16 protein-coding genes are annotated in these 20934 nt (G+C 67.1%); 1 reads left to right on the forward strand and 15 read right to left on the reverse strand.

From position 1 onward, the window contains the following. Positions 1–6 precede the first annotated feature (6 nt). Both secA and LL962_RS20195 read right to left on the reverse strand, forming a co-directional pair. Positions 7–2745: a preprotein translocase subunit SecA gene (gene secA / locus LL962_RS20190; RefSeq protein WP_104584892.1), complete on the reverse strand. Its 2739-nt coding sequence runs from the start codon at positions 2743–2745 to the stop codon at positions 7–9. Positions 2746–2900: 155 nt separating this feature from the next. After that, on the reverse strand, positions 2901–3848 hold the full coding sequence (locus LL962_RS20195; RefSeq protein WP_228318204.1) for a M23 family metallopeptidase: 948 nt from the start codon (positions 3846–3848) through the stop codon (positions 2901–2903). Between LL962_RS20195 and LL962_RS20200 the strand changes: the two genes are divergently transcribed. Next, the gene (locus LL962_RS20200; protein WP_228318205.1) at positions 3849–4295 is read left to right on the forward strand and encodes a DUF721 domain-containing protein; all 447 of its coding nucleotides are present in this window, start codon (positions 3849–3851) and stop codon (positions 4293–4295) included. 304 nt (positions 4296–4599) lie between these two features. Here LL962_RS20200 and lpxC read toward each other — a convergent pair whose 3' ends face one another. The 13 genes from lpxC to ftsL all read right to left on the reverse strand — a co-directional run bounded on the left by lpxC (position 4600) and on the right by ftsL (position 20868). Further along, positions 4600–5511 carry a UDP-3-O-acyl-N-acetylglucosamine deacetylase gene (lpxC, locus tag LL962_RS20205; protein WP_228318206.1) on the reverse strand — a complete coding sequence of 304 codons (912 nt, stop codon included), beginning with the start codon at positions 5509–5511 and terminating at the stop codon, positions 4600–4602. A gap of 231 nt (positions 5512–5742) precedes the next feature. Continuing rightward, positions 5743–6975 carry a cell division protein FtsZ gene (gene ftsZ, locus LL962_RS20210; RefSeq protein ID WP_228318207.1) on the reverse strand — a complete coding sequence of 411 codons (1233 nt, stop codon included), beginning with the start codon at positions 6973–6975 and terminating at the stop codon, positions 5743–5745. A gap of 208 nt (positions 6976–7183) precedes the next feature. Next, a complete protein-coding gene (gene ftsA, locus LL962_RS20215; RefSeq protein ID WP_003485272.1) occupies positions 7184–8419 on the reverse strand; it encodes a cell division protein FtsA in 1236 nt (411 codons plus the stop codon). Further along, positions 8416–9279 (reverse strand): cell division protein FtsQ/DivIB, encoded by an 864-nt coding sequence (locus LL962_RS20220; protein ID WP_228318208.1) that lies wholly within the window; start codon positions 9277–9279, stop codon positions 8416–8418. The genes ftsA and LL962_RS20220 overlap by 4 nt, the downstream gene beginning before the upstream one ends. A gap of 100 nt (positions 9280–9379) precedes the next feature. Further along, positions 9380–10345, reverse strand: coding sequence for a D-alanine--D-alanine ligase (locus LL962_RS20225; RefSeq protein WP_255626474.1), 966 nt, complete (start codon positions 10343–10345; stop codon positions 9380–9382). A gap of 68 nt (positions 10346–10413) precedes the next feature. Continuing rightward, complete coding sequence (murC, locus tag LL962_RS20230; RefSeq protein WP_228318210.1) at positions 10414–11847, reverse strand: UDP-N-acetylmuramate--L-alanine ligase; 1434 nt, start codon at positions 11845–11847, stop codon at positions 10414–10416. After that, the gene (gene murG / locus LL962_RS20235; RefSeq protein ID WP_228318211.1) at positions 11844–13121 is read right to left on the reverse strand and encodes an undecaprenyldiphospho-muramoylpentapeptide beta-N-acetylglucosaminyltransferase; all 1278 of its coding nucleotides are present in this window, start codon (positions 13119–13121) and stop codon (positions 11844–11846) included. The genes murC and murG overlap by 4 nt, the downstream gene beginning before the upstream one ends. Beyond that, positions 13118–14485: a putative lipid II flippase FtsW gene (gene ftsW, locus LL962_RS20240; protein ID WP_228318212.1), complete on the reverse strand. Its 1368-nt coding sequence runs from the start codon at positions 14483–14485 to the stop codon at positions 13118–13120. The genes murG and ftsW overlap by 4 nt, the downstream gene beginning before the upstream one ends. Then, positions 14485–15570: a phospho-N-acetylmuramoyl-pentapeptide-transferase gene (gene mraY, locus LL962_RS20245; RefSeq protein ID WP_003485285.1), complete on the reverse strand. Its 1086-nt coding sequence runs from the start codon at positions 15568–15570 to the stop codon at positions 14485–14487. Before mraY ends, ftsW begins: the two co-directional genes overlap by 1 nt. Next, on the reverse strand, positions 15560–17116 hold the full coding sequence (locus LL962_RS20250; RefSeq protein ID WP_228318213.1) for a UDP-N-acetylmuramoyl-tripeptide--D-alanyl-D-alanine ligase: 1557 nt from the start codon (positions 17114–17116) through the stop codon (positions 15560–15562). Before LL962_RS20250 ends, mraY begins: the two co-directional genes overlap by 11 nt. Beyond that, positions 17113–18588, reverse strand: coding sequence for a UDP-N-acetylmuramoyl-L-alanyl-D-glutamate--2,6-diaminopimelate ligase (locus tag LL962_RS20255; protein WP_228318215.1), 1476 nt, complete (start codon positions 18586–18588; stop codon positions 17113–17115). The genes LL962_RS20250 and LL962_RS20255 overlap by 4 nt, the downstream gene beginning before the upstream one ends. Positions 18589–18596: 8 nt before the next feature. Then, the gene (locus LL962_RS20260; protein ID WP_228318214.1) at positions 18597–20465 is read right to left on the reverse strand and encodes a peptidoglycan D,D-transpeptidase FtsI family protein; all 1869 of its coding nucleotides are present in this window, start codon (positions 20463–20465) and stop codon (positions 18597–18599) included. A 139-nt stretch (positions 20466–20604) separates the two neighbouring features. Further along, positions 20605–20868 carry a cell division protein FtsL gene (gene ftsL, locus LL962_RS20265; protein ID WP_104584915.1) on the reverse strand — a complete coding sequence of 88 codons (264 nt, stop codon included), beginning with the start codon at positions 20866–20868 and terminating at the stop codon, positions 20605–20607. Positions 20869–20934: the final 66 nt, after the last annotated feature.

Here is a 20934-nt window from a genome sequence, read left to right on the forward strand (position 1 = left end):
CTCAGCTCAGCTGAGTTGACCGTGGCAGTGCTTGTACTTCTTGCCGCTACCGCACGGGCAGGGATCGTTACGGCCGACCTTGGGCTCGTCGCGGGTGACCTGCGAGACCGGTACCGGCGCGTTGCCGCCCTGCATCTGCTGCACCTCCTCGTCGGCGCCATAACCGCCGGCATCCTGGTGCTGGAACTGCGAGGCCATCAGGCGGGCTTCGGCCTGGCGACGCTCCTGCTCTTCCAGTTCGGCCACTTCTTCCTCGCTGCGGATACGCACGCGCGCCAGCAGGTTGATCACCTCGCGCTTGACGTTCTCCAGCATCTCGGAGAACAGTTCGAAGGCTTCCTTCTTGTATTCCTGCTTGGGCTGCTTCTGCGCGTAACCGCGCAGGTAGATGCCCTGCCGCAAGTAATCCATCTTGGCCAGATGCTCCTTCCAGCCCTGGTCGAGCACGGTCAGCATCACGTGCTTCTCCAGCGCGCGCATGGTGTCGTTGCCCACCGCCGCTTCCTTCTCGGCAAAGTGCGCATCCACCGCCGCCTGGACCTTGGCGGCAATCTGCTCGGCATCCAGTTCTTCCTGCGTGCGCGCCATTTCGCGCAGCGCCAGCGGCATGCCCAGTTCCGACTCCAGCGTGGCCTCCAGACCCTGCAGGTCCCACTGCTCGTCCACCGAATTGGGCGGCACGAAGCGTGCGACCAGGTCGTAGATCACATCGCCACGGATGCCGTCCACGTTGTCCTTGACCGATTCGGCATCCAGCAATTCGTCGCGCTGGGCGTAGATCACCTTGCGCTGATCGTTGTTGACGTCGTCGAAGTCCAGCAGGTTCTTGCGGATGTCGAAGTTATGCGCTTCCACCTTGCGCTGCGCCTTCTCGATCTGCCGGCTGACCAGGCGATCCTCGATGACGTCGTCTTCCTTCATGCCCATCATGCGCATCGCCTTCTGGACCCAGTCCGAGGCGAAGATGCGCATCAGGTTGTCTTCGAGCGACAGATAGAAGCGCGAGGAACCCGGGTCGCCCTGACGGCCGGCACGGCCGCGCAGCTGGTTGTCGATACGCCGCGACTCGTGGCGCTCGGTACCGATGATGTGCAGGCCGCCGGCCGCCTTGACCGCGTCATGGCGACGCTGCCACTCGGTCTTGATCTTGAAGCGCGCGTCTTCGCTGGCGTCTTCACCCAGAGCGTGATACTCGGATTCGAGCGAACCGCCCAGCACGATGTCGGTACCGCGACCGGCCATGTTGGTGGCGATGGTCACCGCGCCCGGCTGGCCGGCGTTGGCCACGATGGTGGCTTCGCGCTCGTGCTGCTTGGCGTTGAGCACTTCGTGCTTCACCCCGGCCTTGCGCAGATGCTCGGACAGCATCTCCGAAGTCTCGATCGAGGTGGTTCCCACCAGCACCGGCTGGCCGCGCTTGGCGCAGTCTTCGATGTCGGCCAGCACCGCGTTGAACTTGCCCTTGCGGTTGAGGAACACCTGGTCCGGATGGTCCTTACGCACGGTCGGGCGGTTGGTCGGAATCACCACCACTTCCAGGCCGTAGATGCTCTGGAATTCGTAGGCTTCGGTATCGGCCGTGCCGGTCATGCCGGACAGCTTCTTGTACATGCGGAACAGGTTCTGGAAGGTGATGCTGGCCAGGGTCTGGTTCTCGCGCTGCACCGGCACGCCTTCCTTCGCTTCGACCGCCTGGTGCAGGCCGTCGGACCAGCGGCGCCCGGTCAGGGTGCGGCCGGTGAATTCGTCCACGATCACCACTTCGCCATCGCGCACGATGTAGTCCACATCGCGCTGATAGATCGCGTGCGCACGCAGCGCGGCGTTGAGGTGATGTACTACGCTCAGGTTCTGCGCGGCATACAGACCGTCGTCGGCGTTCTCCAGGATGCCGGCCTGCACCAGCAGTTCCTCGGCATGCCCCATGCCCGCTTCGGACAAGTGCACCTGCTTGCCCTTCTCGTCGACCCAGAAGTCGCCTTCGCCCTCTTCGCTCTCCTGCTTGGTCAGCTGCGGCACGATGCGATTGACGCGGATGTACAGTTCCGGCGATTCGTCGGCCGGGCCGGAGATGATCAGCGGGGTGCGCGCTTCGTCGATCAGGATCGAGTCCACTTCGTCGACGATGGCGTAATGCAGCTTGCGCTGGTAACGGTCGGCCCGCGACAGCGCCATGTTGTCGCGCAGATAGTCGAAGCCGAACTCGTTATTGGTGCCGTAGGTGATGTCGGCAGCGTAGGCGGCGTGCTTGTCGCTGTGCGGCATGCCCGGATACACCACGCCCACGCTCAGGCCCAGCCAGTTGTACAGCTTGCCCATCTGCGCAGAGTCGCGCCGCGCCAGGTAGTCGTTGACCGTCACCACGTGCACGCCCTGGCCTTCCAGCGCGTTGAGATACACCGGCAGTGTGGCCACCAGGGTCTTGCCTTCGCCGGTGCGCATTTCGGCGATCTTGCCCAGGTGCAGCACCATGCCGCCGATCAGCTGCACGTCGTAGTGGCGCATGCCCAGCACGCGGCGGCTGGCCTCCCGGCAGACCGCGAACGCCTCGGGCAGGATCTTGTCCAGGGACTGCCCCTCGGCAAGCCGCTGCTTGAACTCCGGGGTCTTGGCTTGCAGCTCGGCGTCGGAAAGCTTCTCGATCGTCGGCTCCAGTGCATTGATCTGGGTGACGAGGCGGTTGAGCTGGCGCAGCTGGCGTTCGTTACGACTGCCGAAGACACGGGTAAGCAGACTGTTGATCATTGAAGAAACCGGTTGAAAAGGAACGGTTTGACCGACGCCGGTCCCCTGGAGCCGACCGCCGTAAACGAAACAGGGCGCACTGCGCCCTGTCGATGGCAACACCCTATTGTAGCTTGGGGCGGGGCTTCACGAATCAAGCACCGCCGGCCACGCCATCAGCCGCGCCCACGCCGGCCCACCGGAGTGGCGGCGGTATCGCCCAGGAACTTGCGTGGATTGACCACGCGCCCGTTGGCCCACACCTCGAAGTGCACGTGCGCCCCGGTGGAGCGTCCGCTGGAACCGGCCCTGGCCACCTGCTGCCCGGCACGGACCAGATCGCCGACCTTCACCACCAGCCGCGAGTTGTGCGCGTAGCGGGTGACATAGCCGTTGCCGTGATCCACTTCGACCACGTTGCCGTAGCCGCCCCGCACGCCGGCATAGCTGACCACGCCATCGGCCACCGACAGCACCGGATCGCCCACGTTGGCGTGGAAATCCACACCCTTGTGGAAGGCCGAGCCGCCATCGAACGGATCGGCGCGGCCGCCGAAGCCGGAGGTGATGTAGGTATTGCGGATCGGCATCCGCGACGGCACGGCGTTCTGCTCGAGCTGGTGATCGAACATCAGCGAGGCCAGCACGTTGAGCTGCTGGCCGGAGGCGGAGAACTGCTGTTCGACCTGCCCCAGGCTCTGCTTGAGCGAGTCGACCGGCATGTCGCTGACCGCCTCGTCGCCGCCACCGACGCCGACCGGCGCGTCGAAGTCGAATTCGCCGTCCTTCAGCTTGCCCATGTCGGTCAGCCGTTCGCCCAGGGCATTGAGGCGGGTGGCCTGCGCCTGCAGTTCGCCCAGGCGGGCCGCCAGGGCATTGACCTGCGCCTGCGAGGCACGCTGCGCCTGTGCGAGTTCGGTCTGCTGCTGCGCGACCTTGGCCTGCAGCGCGGAATTGGTCACCATGCCGGTGGCGGTGCTTGCACCGACGCCGATCAGCATGCCCAGGCCCAGGACCGCGCCAAGCACCATCATCGGCCGATCCGCAGCAAAACTCTGGAACTGTCGGGCCACACGCTGGGCCCGGGTCTGTCGGGATTTGATTACGACTTTCTTCAACGCCATATGAGTGTCATGTCCAAGCCCAAGTCCAACGCACGCAACCCTTCCGTTCCACAGCCGGCCATCGAGGCCGCACTGGGCGAAAAGGCTGGCGACCCCTTGCGTCGCGCCTTGTGGCTCGATGCGCTGGACCGGCAGTTGCGTCCCCTGTTACCACCTCATCTGGCTAGCCGTTGCCGGTTGGCCAATGTCCGAGGCGAACAGCTCGTTTTTCTGGTGGATTCGCCGGTCTGGCATGCCAAGGTGCGGCTTGCCGAGACCCAAATCCTGGGTGCCGCCCGATCCATCGGACTGAAAACCACCGCAGTGGCCGTCAAGACTGCAAGCGCCATGCCGCACTCCCCAGCGCAGCAGAGCCGCGACCGGCCGCGGCCGGTGTCCGACGCCACGTACAGGGGTCTGCGCGATGCGCTTGCCTCGCTGCAGGACGTCCCGCCGACCAAGCGCTGAGGCACTGGGCGGGTTACGTGACGGCAGTCACCGCGTGAAACGCTTGCGAAGACCGCGATGGCCGCAGGCATGCTAGCGGGCCGGCGTCGTGCGGGAGTTAGATAAGCCTTAAATAAAAGTTAAGAATCGGCCACAAATCTGACCCAAGTCACATTTTGCATGCCAATTGCGGCATTCCCTGACACACGTCAGGGATGGCGCCACCAGCAGACGCTCTGGCTGCAGTCAGGCACCAGGGGATCCGAACAGAGGAACTGGCGTACGGTAGCGCCCGCCGACCAGGCGCTGCCGGCCGATGGGTCGCTCAGGCGTAGACCGGGCTGGCGTAGGTGACCGGCGGGCGCTCGGCGCCTTCGGCAAAGCTGACCCATTCCCAGGCGCTCTGGTCGGCCAACAGCGCACGCACCAGCTTGTTGTTGAGGGCGTGGCCGGACTTGAACCCTTCATAGGCGCCCAGGATCGCGCCGCCAGCCAGGTACAGGTCGCCGATGGCGTCCAGGATCTTGTGGCGGACGAATTCGTTGGTATAGCGCAGCCCGTCCTCGTTGAGCACGCGGAACTCGTCCAGCACGATGGCGTTGTCCATCGAGCCGCCCAGGCCCAGGTTGCGCTCGCGCATGTACTCGAGATCGCGCATGAAGCCGAAGGTGCGCGCGCGCGAGATCTCCTTGACGTAGGCCGAGGTGGAAAACTCGATTTCCTGGCGCGATTGCTTGGCCGGGATCATCGGGTGGTTGAATTCGATGGTGAAACCGAGCTTGTAGCCGTCGTACGGCTCGAACCGCGCGATCTTGTCGCCTTCGCGCACTTCCACCGGCCGCTTGATGCGGATGAAACGCTTGGGCTTGTCCTGCTCGACGATGCCTGCCGACTGCAACAGGAACACGAACGGACCGGAGGAGCCGTCCATGATCGGCAGTTCGGCCGAGGACAGTTCGACGATGACGTTGTCCACGCCCAGGCCGGCCAGTGCCGACATCAGGTGTTCGACGGTCTGGATCTTGGCGCCGTTGCAGGTCAGCCCGGTGCACAGGGTGGTCTCGGTGACCAGCTCGGCATCGGCGGGGACGTCGACCGCCGGCTCCAGATCCACTCTGCGGAACATCACGCCATGATCGACCGGGGCCGGCCGCAAGGTCATATACACCTTGTCGCCGCTGTGCAGGCCGACACCGGTGGCGCGGATGGTGTTCTTGAGAGTGCGTTGCTGGGTCATAGGACGAAGTCTGGAGGAACGATGCAGACAGACGCTGAACAGGCCGTCGAATTCGGTGAGGTTATCCGAATTTTAACAAGTTACACGTGATGAGCGGTGTCATGCCCCGGTCACGCCACTGCAAAAGCTGCCGGATCGGGACCGATCCGGCAGAAAGGACATGGCAGTGCGGCCAGACGCGCACGTCTGGCTGGACGGGCTGCGCCCCCGTGGCGACGCAGCCGGCGCCCGTCAGTCGGCCTGGCGGCGCAGGAACGCCGGGATATCCAGGTAATCGTTGGGCAGCTCTGCAGCCGGCGGCGCCGAGTGACCGGCCGAGCCGCTGCCGACCGAATCGCTGCTCGGACGACGCAGGCCCAGGCCCATGCTGCCGCCGACGGCCTTGGAGACCGCATCGCCGCTGCCGGTGTCGAAATCGCCGAATTCCGGCTGGCCGGTGGTGGCATTGCGCACCAGCTTGATCGGCGCGCGCTGGTCCGGACGCTGGGTCTGACGTGCAACCGCACGGTTCAGGCCGGTGGCCACCACGGTCACGCGCACTTCGTCCTGCATGTCCGGGTCCAGCACGGTGCCGACGACCACGGTGGCATCTTCGGAAGCGAACGCTTCGATGGTGCGGCCGATCTCGTCGAACTCGGACATGGTGAAGTCCGGGCCGGCGGTGATGTTGACCAGGATGCCGTTGGCGCCAGCCAGGTTCACATCGTCCAGCAGCGGGTTCTGGATGGCGGCTTCGGCTGCGGCCTGCGCGCGATCGTCGCCGCGTGCCGAACCGGTGCCCATCATCGCCAGGCCCATTTCCGACATCACGGTGCGCACGTCGGCAAAGTCGACGTTGATCAGACCCGGACGCACGATCAGATCGGCAATGCCCTGCACCGCGCCCTGCAGCACGTCGTTGGCGGCGCGGAAGGCCTGGATCATGGTGGCGTTACGGCCGAGCACAGTGATCAGCTTTTCATTGGGAATGGTGATCAGCGAGTCGCAATGCTGGCTCAGTTCCTCGATGCCCTTCAGCGCCACCTGCATGCGGCGGCGGCCTTCGAACGGGAACGGCTTGGTGACCACGGCCACGGTCAGGATGCCCATTTCCTTGGCCAGCTGCGCCACCACCGGCGCGGCGCCGGTGCCGGTGCCGCCGCCCATGCCGGCGGTGATGAAGACCATGTCCGCACCCTGCAGCGCGTCCATGATGCGCTCGCGATCTTCCAGCGCCGCCTGACGGCCGACTTCCGGATTGGCGCCCGCGCCCAGGCCCTTGGTGACGTTGGTGCCGAGCTGCAGCTGCAGCTTGGCGCCGCAGTTCTTGATCGCCTGCGAGTCGGTGTTGGCGGTGATGAACTCCACGCCATCGACATTGGTGTTGACCATGTGCGCCACCGCGTTGCCGCCACCGCCGCCGACGCCGACGACCTTGATGACCGCGTTGGGAGCCATTTTTTCAATCAGTTCGAAATGTGCCATGTCAGTGTCCTCTTGTATGAAGCCGGGACCCGGGGCTCGGGACCCGGGACCCGGGAAGCGATCTCCCCAGCTCCCGGCCCGAAACTCGGACCGGCAAAATGTTTCTTATGAATGCCGCGTGCCGCTCAACCACCTACCGATTCAACCCGCTCTCTCCGCCACCTTCCGCTGTCCGCTTTCTTGCTCTTCCGGGTCCCGGGTCCCGGCCTCAAAACTCCCCGCGATACCAATTCTTCAATTTCTTGAACAAGCTCCCGGCGCGTCCGGTCGGGATCGACGGGCGACGTGGGTGTTCGATCTGGCTGCCCATCAGCAGCAAGCCCACGCCGGAGGCGTGTACCGGGTTGCCGACGACTTCCCCCAGGCCGGTGACGTGCTGGGGGATGCCCACGCGCACCGGCATCTGCAGCATTTCTTCGGCCAGTTCCACCACGCCTTCCATCTTCGATGCGCCACCGGTGAGCACCATGCCGGCGCGCACCATCTCCTCGAAGCCGGAGCGACGCAGTTCGGCCTGCACCATCTCGAAGATTTCCTCGTAACGGCCCTGTACCGCCTGCGCGAGCGCATGCCGCGGCATGCGGCGCGGCGGGCGGTCGCCCACCGACGGCACCTGGATGCTTTCTTCGGCGGTGGCCAGCTGCGCCAGCGCGCAGGCATAGCGGACCTTGATCTGCTCGGCTTCCGGGGTGGGCGTGCGCAGCATGTGCGCGATGTCGTTGGTGACGTGGTCGCCGGCGATCGGCAGCGAGGCGGTGTGGCAGATCGCGCCCTGCACATACACCGCCAGATCGGTGGTGCCGGCGCCGATGTCCACCAGCACCACGCCCAGCTCGCGTTCGTCGGCGGTCAGTACCGCCACCGAGGAAGCGAGCGAGGACAGCACCAGATCGTCCACTTGCAGGCCGCACTTCTGCACGCACTTGGTGATGTTGGCCGCGGCCGACTGCGCGCACACCACCAGGTGCGCATGCACCTCCAGGCGCACGCCGGTCATGCCGACCGGATTGCGGATGCCTTCCTGCGAATCGTCCAGCACGTACTCGCGCGGGATCGCATGCAGGATGCGCTGGTCGGCCGGAATGGCCACCGCCTTGGCGGCGTCGAGCACGCGTTCCAGATCGCTCCAGGTCACTTCGCCATCGCGGATCGGCACGATGCCGGGCGAGTTCTTGCACTGCACGTGGTTGCCGGAGATCGACGCGTACACCGAGCGGATCTCGCAGCCGGCCATCAGCTCGGCCTCTTCGACCGCCCGCTGGATCGACTGCACGGTGGATTCGATGTCCACCACCACGCCGCGCTTGAGCCCGCGCGATTCATGCGAACCGATGCCGATCACTTCGATCGGATTGCCTGGCGAGTATTCGCCGACCAGCGCAACGACCTTGGAGGTGCCGATGTCCAGTCCAACGATGAGGGATTTGTCGCCTTTGCGGTTCATGTGCGAGGACTGCGAAGAAGGGAGGTGGGGGAGGTCGGGACCCGGGACCCGGGACCCGGGATCCGCAAGAGCGCGACAACGGCTCCAGCCGGAGTGGAATGTGAAGCCTGGGCGGGGCGAGACACCTGCTTCGGGTCCCCGGTCCCGGGTCCTGGGTCCAGGCTCTCCGCCACCGAACGAGTCACGGTGAACCCATTGGTATAGCGCAGGTCGGCGCGTGCGATCGGGCGCTGCGGGTCGGCCAGCTGCGGCAGCACGCGGGCGAAGCGCTGCAGGCGCGCGCGCGCATCGTCGCGGCCCACCATGATCTGCAAGCCATTGCTCAAGCCCAGCGACCAGCTGCCGCGGGCATCCAGCTCCAGGCGATCCACATCCAGCCCGGTCGGCGCGAACAGCGCACGCGATTCGTTGTACAGCGCCACCACGTCCTGCGTCTTGCTGTCCGGACCGACGAGCTGGGGCAGCTTGAAATCCTTCAGCAACGGCGGCGTGCGGAACAACCGGCCCTGTTCGGACAGCATGCGATCGGCGCCCCAGCGCGCGAACGGCTGGTGTTCGGTCACCCGCACTTCCAGCACATCCGGCCAGCGCTTGCGCACCTGCGCGCTCTCCACCCACGGCAGGCGCGCGATGGCGTCCTGCGCCTGCTGCAGCTTCACCGCAAAAAAGCCTGCGCGCGCATACGGCAGCACCACCGCGCGCAATTGCTCGGCAGGCACCCGCTTGAAATCGCCCGACACACGCAACTTGGCCAGCGGCCAGCGCTCGGCGCCCACCCAACCATTGAGCACGGCCACCACCGGCAATGCGACCAGCGCCACCGCAAGCAGCCAGGCGAGGATGCGCAGGGTGGCGTTCATGGGCACGCTCCGCGTGCTGCGGGACCCGGGAACATCAAAAGCAGGCGCGCTTTTGCCTTTGTTTTCACGGGTCCCGGATCCCGGGTCCCCAGTCCCGGCGTCACAGCGTCTGCTCCAGCACGCGCCACACCAGTTCCTCGAAATCGATTCCCAGCTGGCGCGCCGCCTTGGGCACCAGCGAGTGGCTGGTCATGCCGGGCGCGGTGTTGACCTCGATCAGCTGCAGGCCGCGCACGCGGTCCCGCATCACGTCCACGCGCCCCCAGCCGCTGCACCCGGCCGCCTGGAATGCCGCCAGCGCCAGGGCGCCGATCGCGGCCTCCTCCTCGCCCTGCATGCCGGGGCAGAGGTATTGCGTATCGTCGGCCACGTACTTGGCGTGATAGTCGTACCACTCGCCGGCTGGAACGATGCGGATGGACGGCAGCGCGATCTCGCCGAGAATGCCGACGGTGTATTCCTCGCCCTGCACCATCTGCTCGACCAGCAGTTCGCCCGCATAGGTCCGCGCGAAAGCCATCGCCGGTGCGAGGTCGGCCTCGGCCAGCACCCGGAACACGCCGACGCTGGAGCCTTCCCTGGAGGGTTTGATGAACACCGGCAGGCCCAGTGCCTGCGCGGCCGCATGCAGATCGCCGCCCGCGGGCACGCGCACGAATTCCGGGGTGGGCAATCCGGCGGCGCTCCAGACCTGCTTGGTACGCACCTTGTCCAGGGTCAACGCGGAGCCGAGCACGCCCGCGCCGGTGAACGGCACCTGCAGCGCGCACAGCAGTCCCTGCAGCACGCCATTTTCGCCGTCGCCGCCGTGGAGGATGTTGAACACGCGATCGACCGTGCCCGCATCGATCGCCGCCAGCAACGCGGGAATGCCATCGACCGGCTGCGCATCGACACCGCGCGCGCGCAGCGCTTCCAGCACGTTGCTACCGGAATTCAACGAGACCTCGCGCTCTGACGAAGTACCGCCGAGCAGCACGGCGACGCGACCGAACACCGCCGGATCGCTGGTGCGTTGAGTAGCGGGTCCCGGGACCCGGGACCCGGGACCCGGGGCAGCGGACAACGCGGGCTGCACGCCCTGCTCTTCACCGGTCCCGGGACCCGGGACCCGGGTCCCGTTAGAAGGCGCGCTCACGCCTCACCCCCGACGAATCCATTGACGATGATGTGCTGAGCCACATGGCCGATATCGCCGGCGCCCATCATCAGCAGCAGGTCACCGTCCTGCAGCACGTCCGGCAACACTTCGGCCAGGCCGGCGATCTGCCCCACGACCACCGGTTCGCTGCGGCCGCGTGCACGGATGGCGCGCGCCAGGGCGCGCGAATCGGCGCCCGGGATCGGCGCTTCGCCGGCGGGATAGACTTCGCTCAACACCAGCGCGTCCACCGTACTGAGGACGGCGGCAAAGGCGTCGAACTGATCGCGGGTGCGGCTGTAGCGGTGCGGCTGGAAGGCCACCACCAGACGCCGGTCCGGCCAGCCGCCGCGCGCGGCCGCGAACACCGCCTCGAGCTCGCGCGGATGGTGGCCGTAATCGTCGACCACCCGCACGCGTGCACCGGCGCTGGTGGTGACCTCGCCCAGGTCGTTGAAACGGCGGCCGATGCCGGCGAAGTTTTCCAGTGCCCGTGCGATGGTCTCCGGCGCGACGCCGAGCTGCCAGCCGATGGCGGCCGCCGCCAATGCATTGAGCACGTTGTGACGGCCCGGCAGGGCCAGCGTCACCGGCGTGGTGGTGCCCTCGGGCAGGCGCAGGGTGAAGCGCATGCGTGGGCCGTCCTGCACCACGTCCTCGGCGCGCACGTCGGCGGTTTCGCTGATGCCGTAGGTCATCACATGCCGCGGCGTCTTGCCGGCCAGGGCTGCGACTTCCGGATCGTCGATGCACAGCACCGCCAGCCCGTAGAACGGCAGCCGCTGCAGGAATTCGGCAAATGCCGCCTGCACGCGGGCGAAATCGTTACCGTAGTTCTCCAGATGGTCGGCATCGATATTGGTGATCACCGCCATCAGGGGATTCAGGCGCAGGAAGCTGCCATCGCTTTCGTCGGCTTCGGCCACCAGCCACTGGCCGCCACCCAACTTGGCGTTGGCACCGGCCGCCAGCAACTGCCCGCCGATGACGAAGGTCGGATCCAGTCCACCCTCGCTCAGCACCGCAGCGGCCAGGCTGGTGGTGGTGGTCTTGCCATGCGTGCCGGCCACGGCGATGCCGCGACGGAAACGCATCAGTTCGGCCAGCATCGCCGCGCGCGGCATGATCGGAATGCGCTGGCTGCGCGCCTCCATCAGTTCGGGGTTGTCTTCACGGATCGCGCTGGACACCACCACGCAGTCGGTGCCGAGCACGTTGGCGGCCGAGTGCCCGCGCATCACGCGCGCGCCGAGCTTGGCCAGCCGGCGGGTGGCCGCGTTATCGGCATTGTCCGAGCCGGAGACTTCATAGCCCAGCGTCAGCATCACCTCGGCGATGCCGCTCATGCCGGTGCCGCCGATGCCGACGAAATGCACACGCGGAAACGCCCGCACCAGATCGCCGCTGTCCTGCAGACGGCGGATCACTGGGCACCTCCGGCGGAGGTGCCGGAACCCGGGACCCGGGACCCGGGACCCGGGAGAAGCGAAGCGGCACTGCGCGCCTGCCCGCCAAAATCGTCTGCATGCATTTTTTTCTGCTCTTGCTGTTGCTTGTTTGCTTTCCGGGTCCCGGGTCCCGGGTCCCGAGTCCCGGCCTCTTCCAGAATGATGTCGGCAATGCGCTCGGCGGCGTCGGGCTTGGCCAGACGGCGTGCGGCCTGCGCCATCGACAGGCGACGCGCGGGGTCGGCGAGCAGGGTCTGCAGAGTCTGTTGCAGGCGCAGCGCGAGCGAGTCGTCCTGCTTGAGCAGCACGGCCGCGTCGGCGCCGACCAGGTATTCGGCATTGCGGGTCTGATGGTCGTCGACGGCGGCGGCGAACGGCACCAGCACGCTGCCGACGCCGGCGGCGCATAGTTCGGCCAGCGTGGATGCACCTGCGCGGCACACCACCAGATCGGCCCAGGCATAGGCAGCGGCCATGTCGGCAATGAAAGGTTCGACGCTGGCGTCGACACCGGCCTGCGCGTACGCCGCATCGGCTTCGGCACGCAGCTTCTCGCCGCACTGGTGGCGCACCTGCACCTGCGGGTGTCCGAGCGCGGCCAGCGCTGCCGGCACCGCCTGATTCAGAACGCGCGCGCCCTGGCTGCCGCCCAGCACCAGGATGCGCACCGGGCCGCCACGACCGACCAGGCGCACTGCCGGATCCGGCAATGCCGCGATTTCCGCGCGCACCGGGTTGCCCACGGCCTCTTCGCCCGCAAAGCTGCCGGGAAAGCCGGTCAGCACGCGGCGCGCAAACCGCGACAACACCTTGTTGGTCATGCCGGGCGCGCGGTTCTGTTCGTGCACCAGCAATGGTACGCCCAGCAGCCGTGCGGCCAGTCCACCCGGGCCGGCCGCGAAGCCCCCGAAGCTGACCACCGCACGCGGCTGGCGCTTGCGCAGCACGAATCCGGCGGCGCGCACCGCACGCATCACCCGCACCGGCGCACCGAGCAGCTTCACCACGCCTTTGCCGCGCAACCCGCTGATGGCCAGCGTGTCGATGGCGATCTCGTGCTGCGGCACCAGCCGCGTTTCCATCGCACCGTCGGCACCCAACCAGGTCACCGGCACACCGCGTGCGCGCAGCACCTTGGCCACCGCCAGGCCCGGGAAGATATGCCCGCCGGTGCCGCCGGCCAGAATCATCACCGGTCGACTCTGCGCACCTGCATGTGCGGGCTGTTGCGGGACATTCGCATGAACGCTCATGCCATCCTCCCGAATGTCGGCTCGACGCGCGGCTGCATGCGGCTGGTACCGCGCAGGATCGCCGACGCCGGCGCAACCGGCACCGCTGTCGCGGGGGCGGCAGAAGCGACGGTCTCGCGTTGCGGCGCACGCGGTGGCGGTGTGTAGGCCGGTGGCACCGACGCGGCCACCGGCTCGGCAGGCTCCGCCGACGGTGCGGCCGCGCTCTGCGGCGACAGCTTGCTGCGCAGGCGCTCGGCGCGATCGGCCTCATAGGACACCCGCAGCAGCACGCCCATCGCCAGGCAGGTCATCAGCACCGAGGAGCCGCCCGACGAAATCAGCGGCAGGGTCAGGCCCTTGGTCGGCAGAATCCCCAGGTTCACGCCGATCGACACGAAGCTCTGCATCGCCACCCACAAGCCGATGCCGAAGGCGATGTAGCCGGAGAAGTGGCGCTTCATTTCCACACAGCGCATGCCCAGCCAGAACGCGCGCCCCACCAGCAGCGCGTAGAGCGCGATCACGCCGCAGACGCCCACGAAGCCCAGCTCCTCGGCAATCACCGAAAAGATGAAGTCGGTATGCGACTCGGGCAGATAGTTGAGCTTCTGCACCGATGCGCCCAGGCCCACGCCGGTCCACTGGCCGCGGCCGATGGCCATCAGCGCGTTGGACAACTGATAGCCCGAGCCCAGCTGATCCACCCACGGGTCCATGAAGGAGGTCACGCGCCGCATGCGGTACGGCTCGAAGATCACCAGGGCCACCAGGCCGGGTAGCAGCAACAGGATCGGCAGGATGATGCGTCCGATCGGCGCCCCGCCCAGCACCAGCATGCAGGCGGTCACGCTCAGCAGCAGCATCGAGGAGCCGAAGTCCGGCTGCAACAGCAACAGGCCCACCAGGAAACCGACCACGAACACCGGCTTGAGCATCGCTTGCCAGGTCGCGTTGACCTCGTCGCGGAAACGCACCAGGTAGCTCGCCAGCCAGATGATGTAGAACACCTTGACCGCTTCGACCACCTGGAACCGCGACACGCCCAGGTTGATCCAGCGCTTGGCGCCGTTGACGGTGCTGCCCAGGCCGGGCACGAACACCACCACGAGCATCAGGAAACAGGCCAGCAGCAGCATCTGGTTGTGCTGTTCGATGGTCTTGAGCTCGGTACGCATGGCCCAGAACGCCAGCCCGATGCCGCCGCCCAGGAACAGCAGGTGGCGGGTCAGGTAGTAGAACGGGCTGGCTTCCAGTTCGATCGAGCTGGAAGCCACCATCACCACGCCCAGCGAGGCGAGCGTGACGGCGGCCCCGAGCAGCCACGGGTCGTAGCGGCCGCCGATGGCGTCCAGTCGCGTTGCCTGGCGGGACATGTCGTTCATCAGCGCACCTTCAACGTGGCCAGGCCGATCAGCACCAGCACCACCGAAATGATCCAGAAGCGCACGATCACGCGCGGCTCCGGCCAGCCCTTGAGTTCGAAGTGGTGGTGGATCGGCGCCATGCGGAATACGCGCTTGCCGGTCAGCTTGAAGCTGGCCACCTGGATCATCACCGACAGCGTTTCGATCACGAACACGCCACCCATGATCACCAGCACCATTTCCTGGCGCACGATCACCGCGATGGTGCCCAGCACCGCGCCCAACGACAGCGCGCCGATGTCGCCCATGAACACCATCGCCGGGTAGGTGTTGAACCACAGAAAGCCCAGCCCTGCCCCGGCGATCGCCGAGCAGATGATGATCAGCTCGCCGGCCCCGGGAATCAGCGGGATCTTCAGGTATTCGGCAAACACCACGTTGCCCGAGGCGTAGGCGAACACGCCCAGCGCGCAGGCCACCAGCACGGTGGGCATGATCGCCAGGCCATCCAGGCCATCGGTGAGATTGACTGCATTGGAGAAGCCCACGATCCAGAAGTAGGCGATCACCACGAAGCTCACGCCCGCCAGCGGCAGTGCGATCGATTTGAACATCGGGATGTAGAAGGTGATCGCGGCCGGGACGTCGGCGGTGTAGTACAGGAACAGACCGGCGGCCAGGCCGAAGATCGACTGCAACAGATACTTCCAGCGCGACTTCAGCCCGTTGGGATCGCGTTTGACGATCTTGATCCAGTCGTCGTACCAGCCGATCGCGCCGAAGCAGATCATCACCGCCAGCACCAGCCACACATAGCGGTTGCGCAGGTCGCCCCACAGCAGGACCGACAGGGTGACGGTCAGCAGGATCAGCGAGCCGCCCATGGTCGGCGTGCCGGCCTTGGAGAAATGCGTCTGCGGGCCGTCCTGTCGGATCGGCTGACCGCCCTTGAACTGGGCCAGCTTGCGGATCACCGCAGGGCCCATCCACAACGAAAGGAACAGCGCGGTCAGCGCGGCCAGGATGCCGCGGAAGGTCAGATAGTTGAACAGCCCGAACAGGCTCTCCAGTTGCTGCAGCCAGCGCGCCAACTCAAGCAGCATGGGAGGCATCCTCCGCAGGTGCGAGCAACGCGGCCACGATGCGATCCATGGCGCTGCCGCGCGACCCCTTTACCAGCAGCGTGATGGCGCCGAGACCCGGGACCCGGGACCCGGGACCCGTAAAAGCGGGCGCGGGCTGCGACTGTTGTTGTTCTATCAAAGCGTGTTCCTGCGCATTTTCTGATGCGTCGTGCTGTTGCTGTTGCTGTTCCCGGGTCCCCTGTCCCGGGTCCCGGGTCCCGGCTTCGGCAAGATCCGCCCGCAACGCCTCGGTCAGTTCCACATGCGTGGCAAACACCCGGCCGCCTTCGCCGAACGCCTGCGCAGCGGCGGCACTGAGTTCGCCCAGCGCGTAGAGCCGCTGCAGCTTGGCCGCGCGCGCGCGTCGTCCGGCGGCGGCGTGCAGGGCAGCGCCTTCCGGGCCGAGTTCGCGCATGTCGCCCAACACCAACCAGCCTTCGCCAGGGGCGGCGGCCAATGCATCGATGGCGGCATCCAGCGACCCGGGATTGGCGTTGTAACTGTCGTCGATCAACATCGCCCCGCCGGGCAGGCGGTGGGCGATCTGGCGGCCGGCCACCGGGCGCGCCTGCGCCAGGCCGGCGGCGATCACCGGCAAGGCGATGCCCGCGCCCAGCGCCAGCCCGGTGGCGGCCAGCGCATTGAGCACGTTGTGGCGACCCGGCAGCGGCAGCGCAATCTGCGCCTGGCCTTGCGGCGTCACCAGGGTGAAGTGCGCGCCGTCGGCGTGCAGCCGCAGCCCACGCGCGGTGATCTCGGCGCTGGCCTGCAGGCCGAACCGCAGCACGCGGCGGCCCTGCACCGGCTGCGCCCGCAACTGCTGCTCGAACCAGGCACCGAAGGCGTCGTCGGCATTGATCACCGCCACGCCATCGGCCGGCAACGCGGCATAGATGGCGCCCTTGGTCTGCGCAACACCGAGCAGGCTGCCCAGGCGCTCCAGATGCGCCGGCGCGATGTTGTTGACCAGCGCCACGTGCGGCCGCGCGATATCGGTGAGATAGGCGATATCGCCGGGCTTGCCGGCACCCATCTCGTACACCGCAAAGTCCGCATCGTCCGGTGCGGCGATCACCGCCAGCGGCAGACCGATCTCGTTGTTGCGATTGCCCGGCGTGGCATAGACGGTGGTGCCGTCCACACGCCCGGCCTCGGTCAGGATGGCGAGCAGCAGCGCCTTGACGCTGGTCTTGCCGTTGGAGCCGGTGAGCGCGAGCACGCGGGTGGCGCGGTCGCGCTGCAGGCCGGCGGCAATGCGCGCCAGGGCCAGTTCGGTGTCGTCCACCACGACCTGCGGCACGCCGAGCGAAGGCAGCAGGCGCTCGACCAGCACGCCGCTGGCACCGCGCGCCACCGCGTCGGCGGCGAAGTCGTGCCCGTCGAACCGTTCGCCGCGCAGGGCTACATACAGGCTGCCACTGCCGAGTGTGCGGGTGTCGTTGCCGACCGCATCGATCATGGTGTCGTCGCCATGCAGTTCGCCACCGGCGAAATGCGCGATCAGCGACAGCGGGGTGCGTTTCATGCGCGCACTCCCAGCCCGGTGCGCGGCAGCAAGGCCTGCGCTGCCACCGCCGCATCGTCGAAGGGATGCTGCACCCCAGCCACTTCCTGGTACGGCTCGTGGCCCTTGCCGGCGATCAGCACGATGTCCGAGGCGCTGGCCATGCCGATGGCCTGGTGGATGGCCGCGGCGCGGTCGCGCTGTACGAGGGCCGCATCCGGGCGCGCGAAGCCGCGCAGGATGTCGGCGACGATCGCATCGCCGTCCTCGCCCCGCGGGTTGTCGTCGGTGACGATCGCCACGTCGGCATTGACCTCGGCAATGGCCGCCATCTGCGGGCGCTTGCCGGTGTCGCGTTCGCCGCCGCAACCGAACACGCAGATCAGCCGATCCTGCGCATGCGAACGCAGGCTGCTCAGCGCCTGCTCCAGCGCATCGGGCGTGTGCGCGTAGTCGACCACCACCAAGGGTGCGCCCTGCGCGCCACCAAGGCGATTCATGCGGCCATGGATCGGCTTCAGCTGGCCCAGCACGGTGGCGATCTGCGCAGGCACGATGTCCATCGCATGCAAGGCGCCGGCCACTGCCAGCAGATTGTCCACGTTGAAGCGGCCCAGCAACGGCGAATGCACCGGATGCACTTCGCCCTGGATATTCAGTGCGAAATTGATGCCGTGATGGTCCAGTTGCAAGGCCTGCGCGCTGACGCTGGCGCCGGCCTGCGCGCGCGAGCTCACGCCGATCGCGCGCAGCGCGGGGTCGAGCGCGGCGAACAGCGTGCGGCCGAATGCATCGTCAAGATTCACCACTGCCGCTTTCAAGCCGGCACGGAAGAACAGCTTGGCCTTGGCGGCGCCGTACTGCGCCATGTCGCCGTGGTAATCGAGATGGTCGCGGGTGAGGTTGGTGAACACCGCCACGTCGAAATGCACCGCATCCACGCGGCCCTGATCGAGCGCATGCGAGCTGACTTCCATCGCCACTGCCTGCGCGCCGTCATCACGCAGCTGCGCCAGCAGCGCATGCGTAGGCAATACCAGCGGCGTGGTGAATCCGGTCGGCACGGCCGCGCCGTACAGGCCCACGCCCAGCGTGCCGAGCGTACCGGTGGGCGTGCCCAGCAAGCTCAGCGCCTGTGCCAGCAGTTGCACGGTGGAGGTCTTGCCGTTGGTTCCGGTGACGCCGACCATGCGCAGCGCGCGGGACGGGTGACCATGAAACAGGTCTGCCATCTGGCCAAGCCGTGCGCGCAGGCCGGGCACCGCGATCGCATCGGTGGGCGCCGGCAGCTCGCCGGGTGCAGGCGGCTCGAACAACACTGCCGCAGCGCCATTGGCACGTGCCTGTTCGACAAAGCCCAGACCATGCGCACCGAAACCGGCGATCGCCACGAAGGCATCGCCCGGGCGCACCGCACGGCTGTCCATCACCAGGCCGGACACCTGCACGTCGTGCGTCAACGCCACGTCCGGCAGCAACTGCGAGAGCGCCATGACGCGGCTCACTGGCGGCTCTCCTGCAAAGGCGCCGGCTGCGCTGGCGCGGCGGCCGGCGCAGGTGCCAGTGCGGTCGGGATGCCGGCCGACACTTCGTCCACCGGGTCCGGCACCAGCGCCGGATCGGGATCGACCGGTTGCGGCTTGGCGACCGGCTGACCGGTCTTGCCGGCCGCCTGCGCGGCGAGCCACGACTGGATGTCGTCCGGCGGCACGTCCATCAGCCGCAGCGCACCTTCCATGACCTTGTGGAACACCGGCGCCGACACCAGGCCGCCGTAGTACACCTTGCCCTGCGGATCGTTGATCACGATGACGGTGGCAAAGCGCGGGCGGCTGGCCGGCACCAGGCCGGCGAACAGCGCGTTGTAGTGGCCGCGCTCGTAGCCGCCGGCGCCGTTCTTGCGCGCGGTACCGGTCTTGCCGGCCACATGGTAGCCCAGGATCGCCGCGCCCTTGGCGCCGCCCTGGGTGACCACGGTCTCCATCATGTCGATGACTTGGCGCGCCACTTCCGGCGTGACCACCTGGCGGGTGTCGTTGTGCTGGCCGCGCACGAAGGTCGGCTGGGTCAGCTTGCCGCCATTGCCCAGCGCGGCGTAGGCCTGCGCGATCTGCAGCGGCGTCACCGACAGGCCGTAGCCGTAGGACATCGTGGTCTTGGAGGGACCGCTCCACTTCTGCGGCTGCAGCACCACGCCGGACGATTCGCCCGGAAACCCGCTATGCGGCGCACTGCCGTAACCGAAGTCGCGGATCGACTGATAGAAGGTCTGATCCGGCACCTTGGCCGCGATCTTGGCCGCGCCGATGTTGGAGCTGCGGGTGATCACGCCGGTGACGTTGAGCACGCCGTTGTTGCGCGGCACATCTCGGATGGTGAAGCGCCCCACCGACATGTAGCCGGGATTGGTGTCGATGACGGTGTCCTTGGTCACCACGCCGGCGGTCAGCGCGGTGGCCACGGTCAGCGGCTTCATCGTCGAACCCGGCTCCACCAGATCGGTCACCGCACGGTTCCGCCGCGCCGACGGGTTGATGCCGGTGACCGAGTTCGGGTTGTACGTGGGCAGGTTGACCATCGCCAGCACTTCGCCGGTGGCCACGTCCATCACCACCATCGAACCACCGGCCGCGTTGTTGTCGACCAGCGCGTTGCGCAGTTCCTTGTAGGCCAGGAACTGGATGCGACGATCGATGCTCAGCGTCAGGTCCTTGCCCGGCTGCGCCGGACGCACCAGGTCCACGCTTTCCACGATGGCGCCGCGTGCATCGCGCACCACCTTCTTGGAGCCGGGCTTGCCGCGCAACCATTCGTCGAAGGCCAGTTCCAGCCCTTCCTGGCCGCGGTCGTCGATATTGGTGAAGCCCAGCACGTGGGCCATCGCCTCGCCCTGCGGATAGAAGCGACGGAACTCGCGCTGCGAGAACACGCCTGGAATCTTCAGGGCCACGATCGCATGCGCCTTGTCCGGATTGATCCGGCGCTGCAGGTACATGAATTCCTTGCCGGCCTTCTGCGCCAGCCGGGCGTTCAACTCGTCCAGCGGCTGGCCGAGCGCGGTGGCCAGCTCGGGAATGCGGTCCGGGTTGCGCAGCAGTTCCTGCGGATTCACCCAGATCGATTCCACCGGCGTGGACACCGCCAGCGGCTCGCCGTTGCGGTCGGTGATCATGCCGCGCGAGGTGGCGATGGGCAGTTCGCGCAGGTAGCGCGCCTCGCCCTGCCGCTGGTAGAAATCGCGATTGACCAGCTGCACGTAGGCAGCCCGGCCGATCAGGGTGACCGAGCACAGGCCCAGCGCCACGCCGACCAAGGTGAGTCGGCCGCGCAGGTTGAAATTGCTACGGGGGCGGTTGCGACCAGCCTTCATGGCGCACCTCCCTGTGCGCCACCCTGCGGGCGGCCAAGCCGTGCAAAACGGCTGTCCTGCCGTTTTGTCATCGGCGCACCTCCCTGTGCGCCACCCTGCGGGCGGCCGAGCTGTGCAAAACGGCTGTCCTGCCGCATGCTCATGGGCGCACCACCACGATGTCGTTGGTCTCCGGGAACTTCATCCCGATGCGCGTACGCGCGACCTGATCGACCCGGTTGCTTTCCGCCCAGGTGGCCTGCTCCAGCTGCAGCCGGCCGAATTCGATATTGAGCTCGTCGCGCGTGTGTTCGAGCCTGGACAACTGCACGAACAGCTTGCGATGCATGTGGCGCATGTACACCACACCGATCGCCGAGGCGATGCTGCAGGCAAGCAGCACGATCAGCAGCAGGCGGCTCATTGCGCGCTCCTTTGGAGCGCGCTCGGGACCCGGGACCCGGGACCGGGGACCGGGGATGAACCAAAG

This window comes from Xanthomonas sp. NCPPB 1067 (assembly GCF_020783795.1).
Taxonomy (GTDB): domain Bacteria; phylum Pseudomonadota; class Gammaproteobacteria; order Xanthomonadales; family Xanthomonadaceae; genus Xanthomonas; species Xanthomonas melonis.

Bases quoted from the DNA above. Each gene is read 5' to 3' on its own strand.
- secA (WP_104584892.1), bottom strand. From the start codon at position 2,745: ATGATCAACAGTCTGCTTACCCGTGTCTTCGGCAGTCGTAACGAACGC.
- LL962_RS20195 (WP_228318204.1), bottom strand. From the start codon at position 3,848: ATGGCGTTGAAGAAAGTCGTAATCAAATCCCGACAGACCCGGGCCCAG.
- LL962_RS20200 (WP_228318205.1), top strand. From the start codon at position 3,849: ATGAGTGTCATGTCCAAGCCCAAGTCCAACGCACGCAACCCTTCCGTT.
- lpxC (WP_228318206.1), bottom strand. From the start codon at position 5,511: ATGACCCAGCAACGCACTCTCAAGAACACCATCCGCGCCACCGGTGTC.
- ftsZ (WP_228318207.1), bottom strand. From the start codon at position 6,975: ATGGCACATTTCGAACTGATTGAAAAAATGGCTCCCAACGCGGTCATC.
- ftsA (WP_003485272.1), bottom strand. From the start codon at position 8,419: ATGAACCGCAAAGGCGACAAATCCCTCATCGTTGGACTGGACATCGGC.
- LL962_RS20220 (WP_228318208.1), bottom strand. From the start codon at position 9,279: ATGAACGCCACCCTGCGCATCCTCGCCTGGCTGCTTGCGGTGGCGCTG.
- murG (WP_228318211.1), bottom strand. From the start codon at position 13,121: ATGAGCGTTCATGCGAATGTCCCGCAACAGCCCGCACATGCAGGTGCG.
- ftsW (WP_228318212.1), bottom strand. From the start codon at position 14,485: ATGAACGACATGTCCCGCCAGGCAACGCGACTGGACGCCATCGGCGGC.
- mraY (WP_003485285.1), bottom strand. From the start codon at position 15,570: ATGCTGCTTGAGTTGGCGCGCTGGCTGCAGCAACTGGAGAGCCTGTTC.
- LL962_RS20250 (WP_228318213.1), bottom strand. From the start codon at position 17,116: ATGAAACGCACCCCGCTGTCGCTGATCGCGCATTTCGCCGGTGGCGAA.
- LL962_RS20255 (WP_228318215.1), bottom strand. From the start codon at position 18,588: ATGGCGCTCTCGCAGTTGCTGCCGGACGTGGCGTTGACGCACGACGTG.
- LL962_RS20260 (WP_228318214.1), bottom strand. From the start codon at position 20,465: ATGAAGGCTGGTCGCAACCGCCCCCGTAGCAATTTCAACCTGCGCGGC.
- ftsL (WP_104584915.1), bottom strand. From the start codon at position 20,868: ATGAGCCGCCTGCTGCTGATCGTGCTGCTTGCCTGCAGCATCGCCTCG.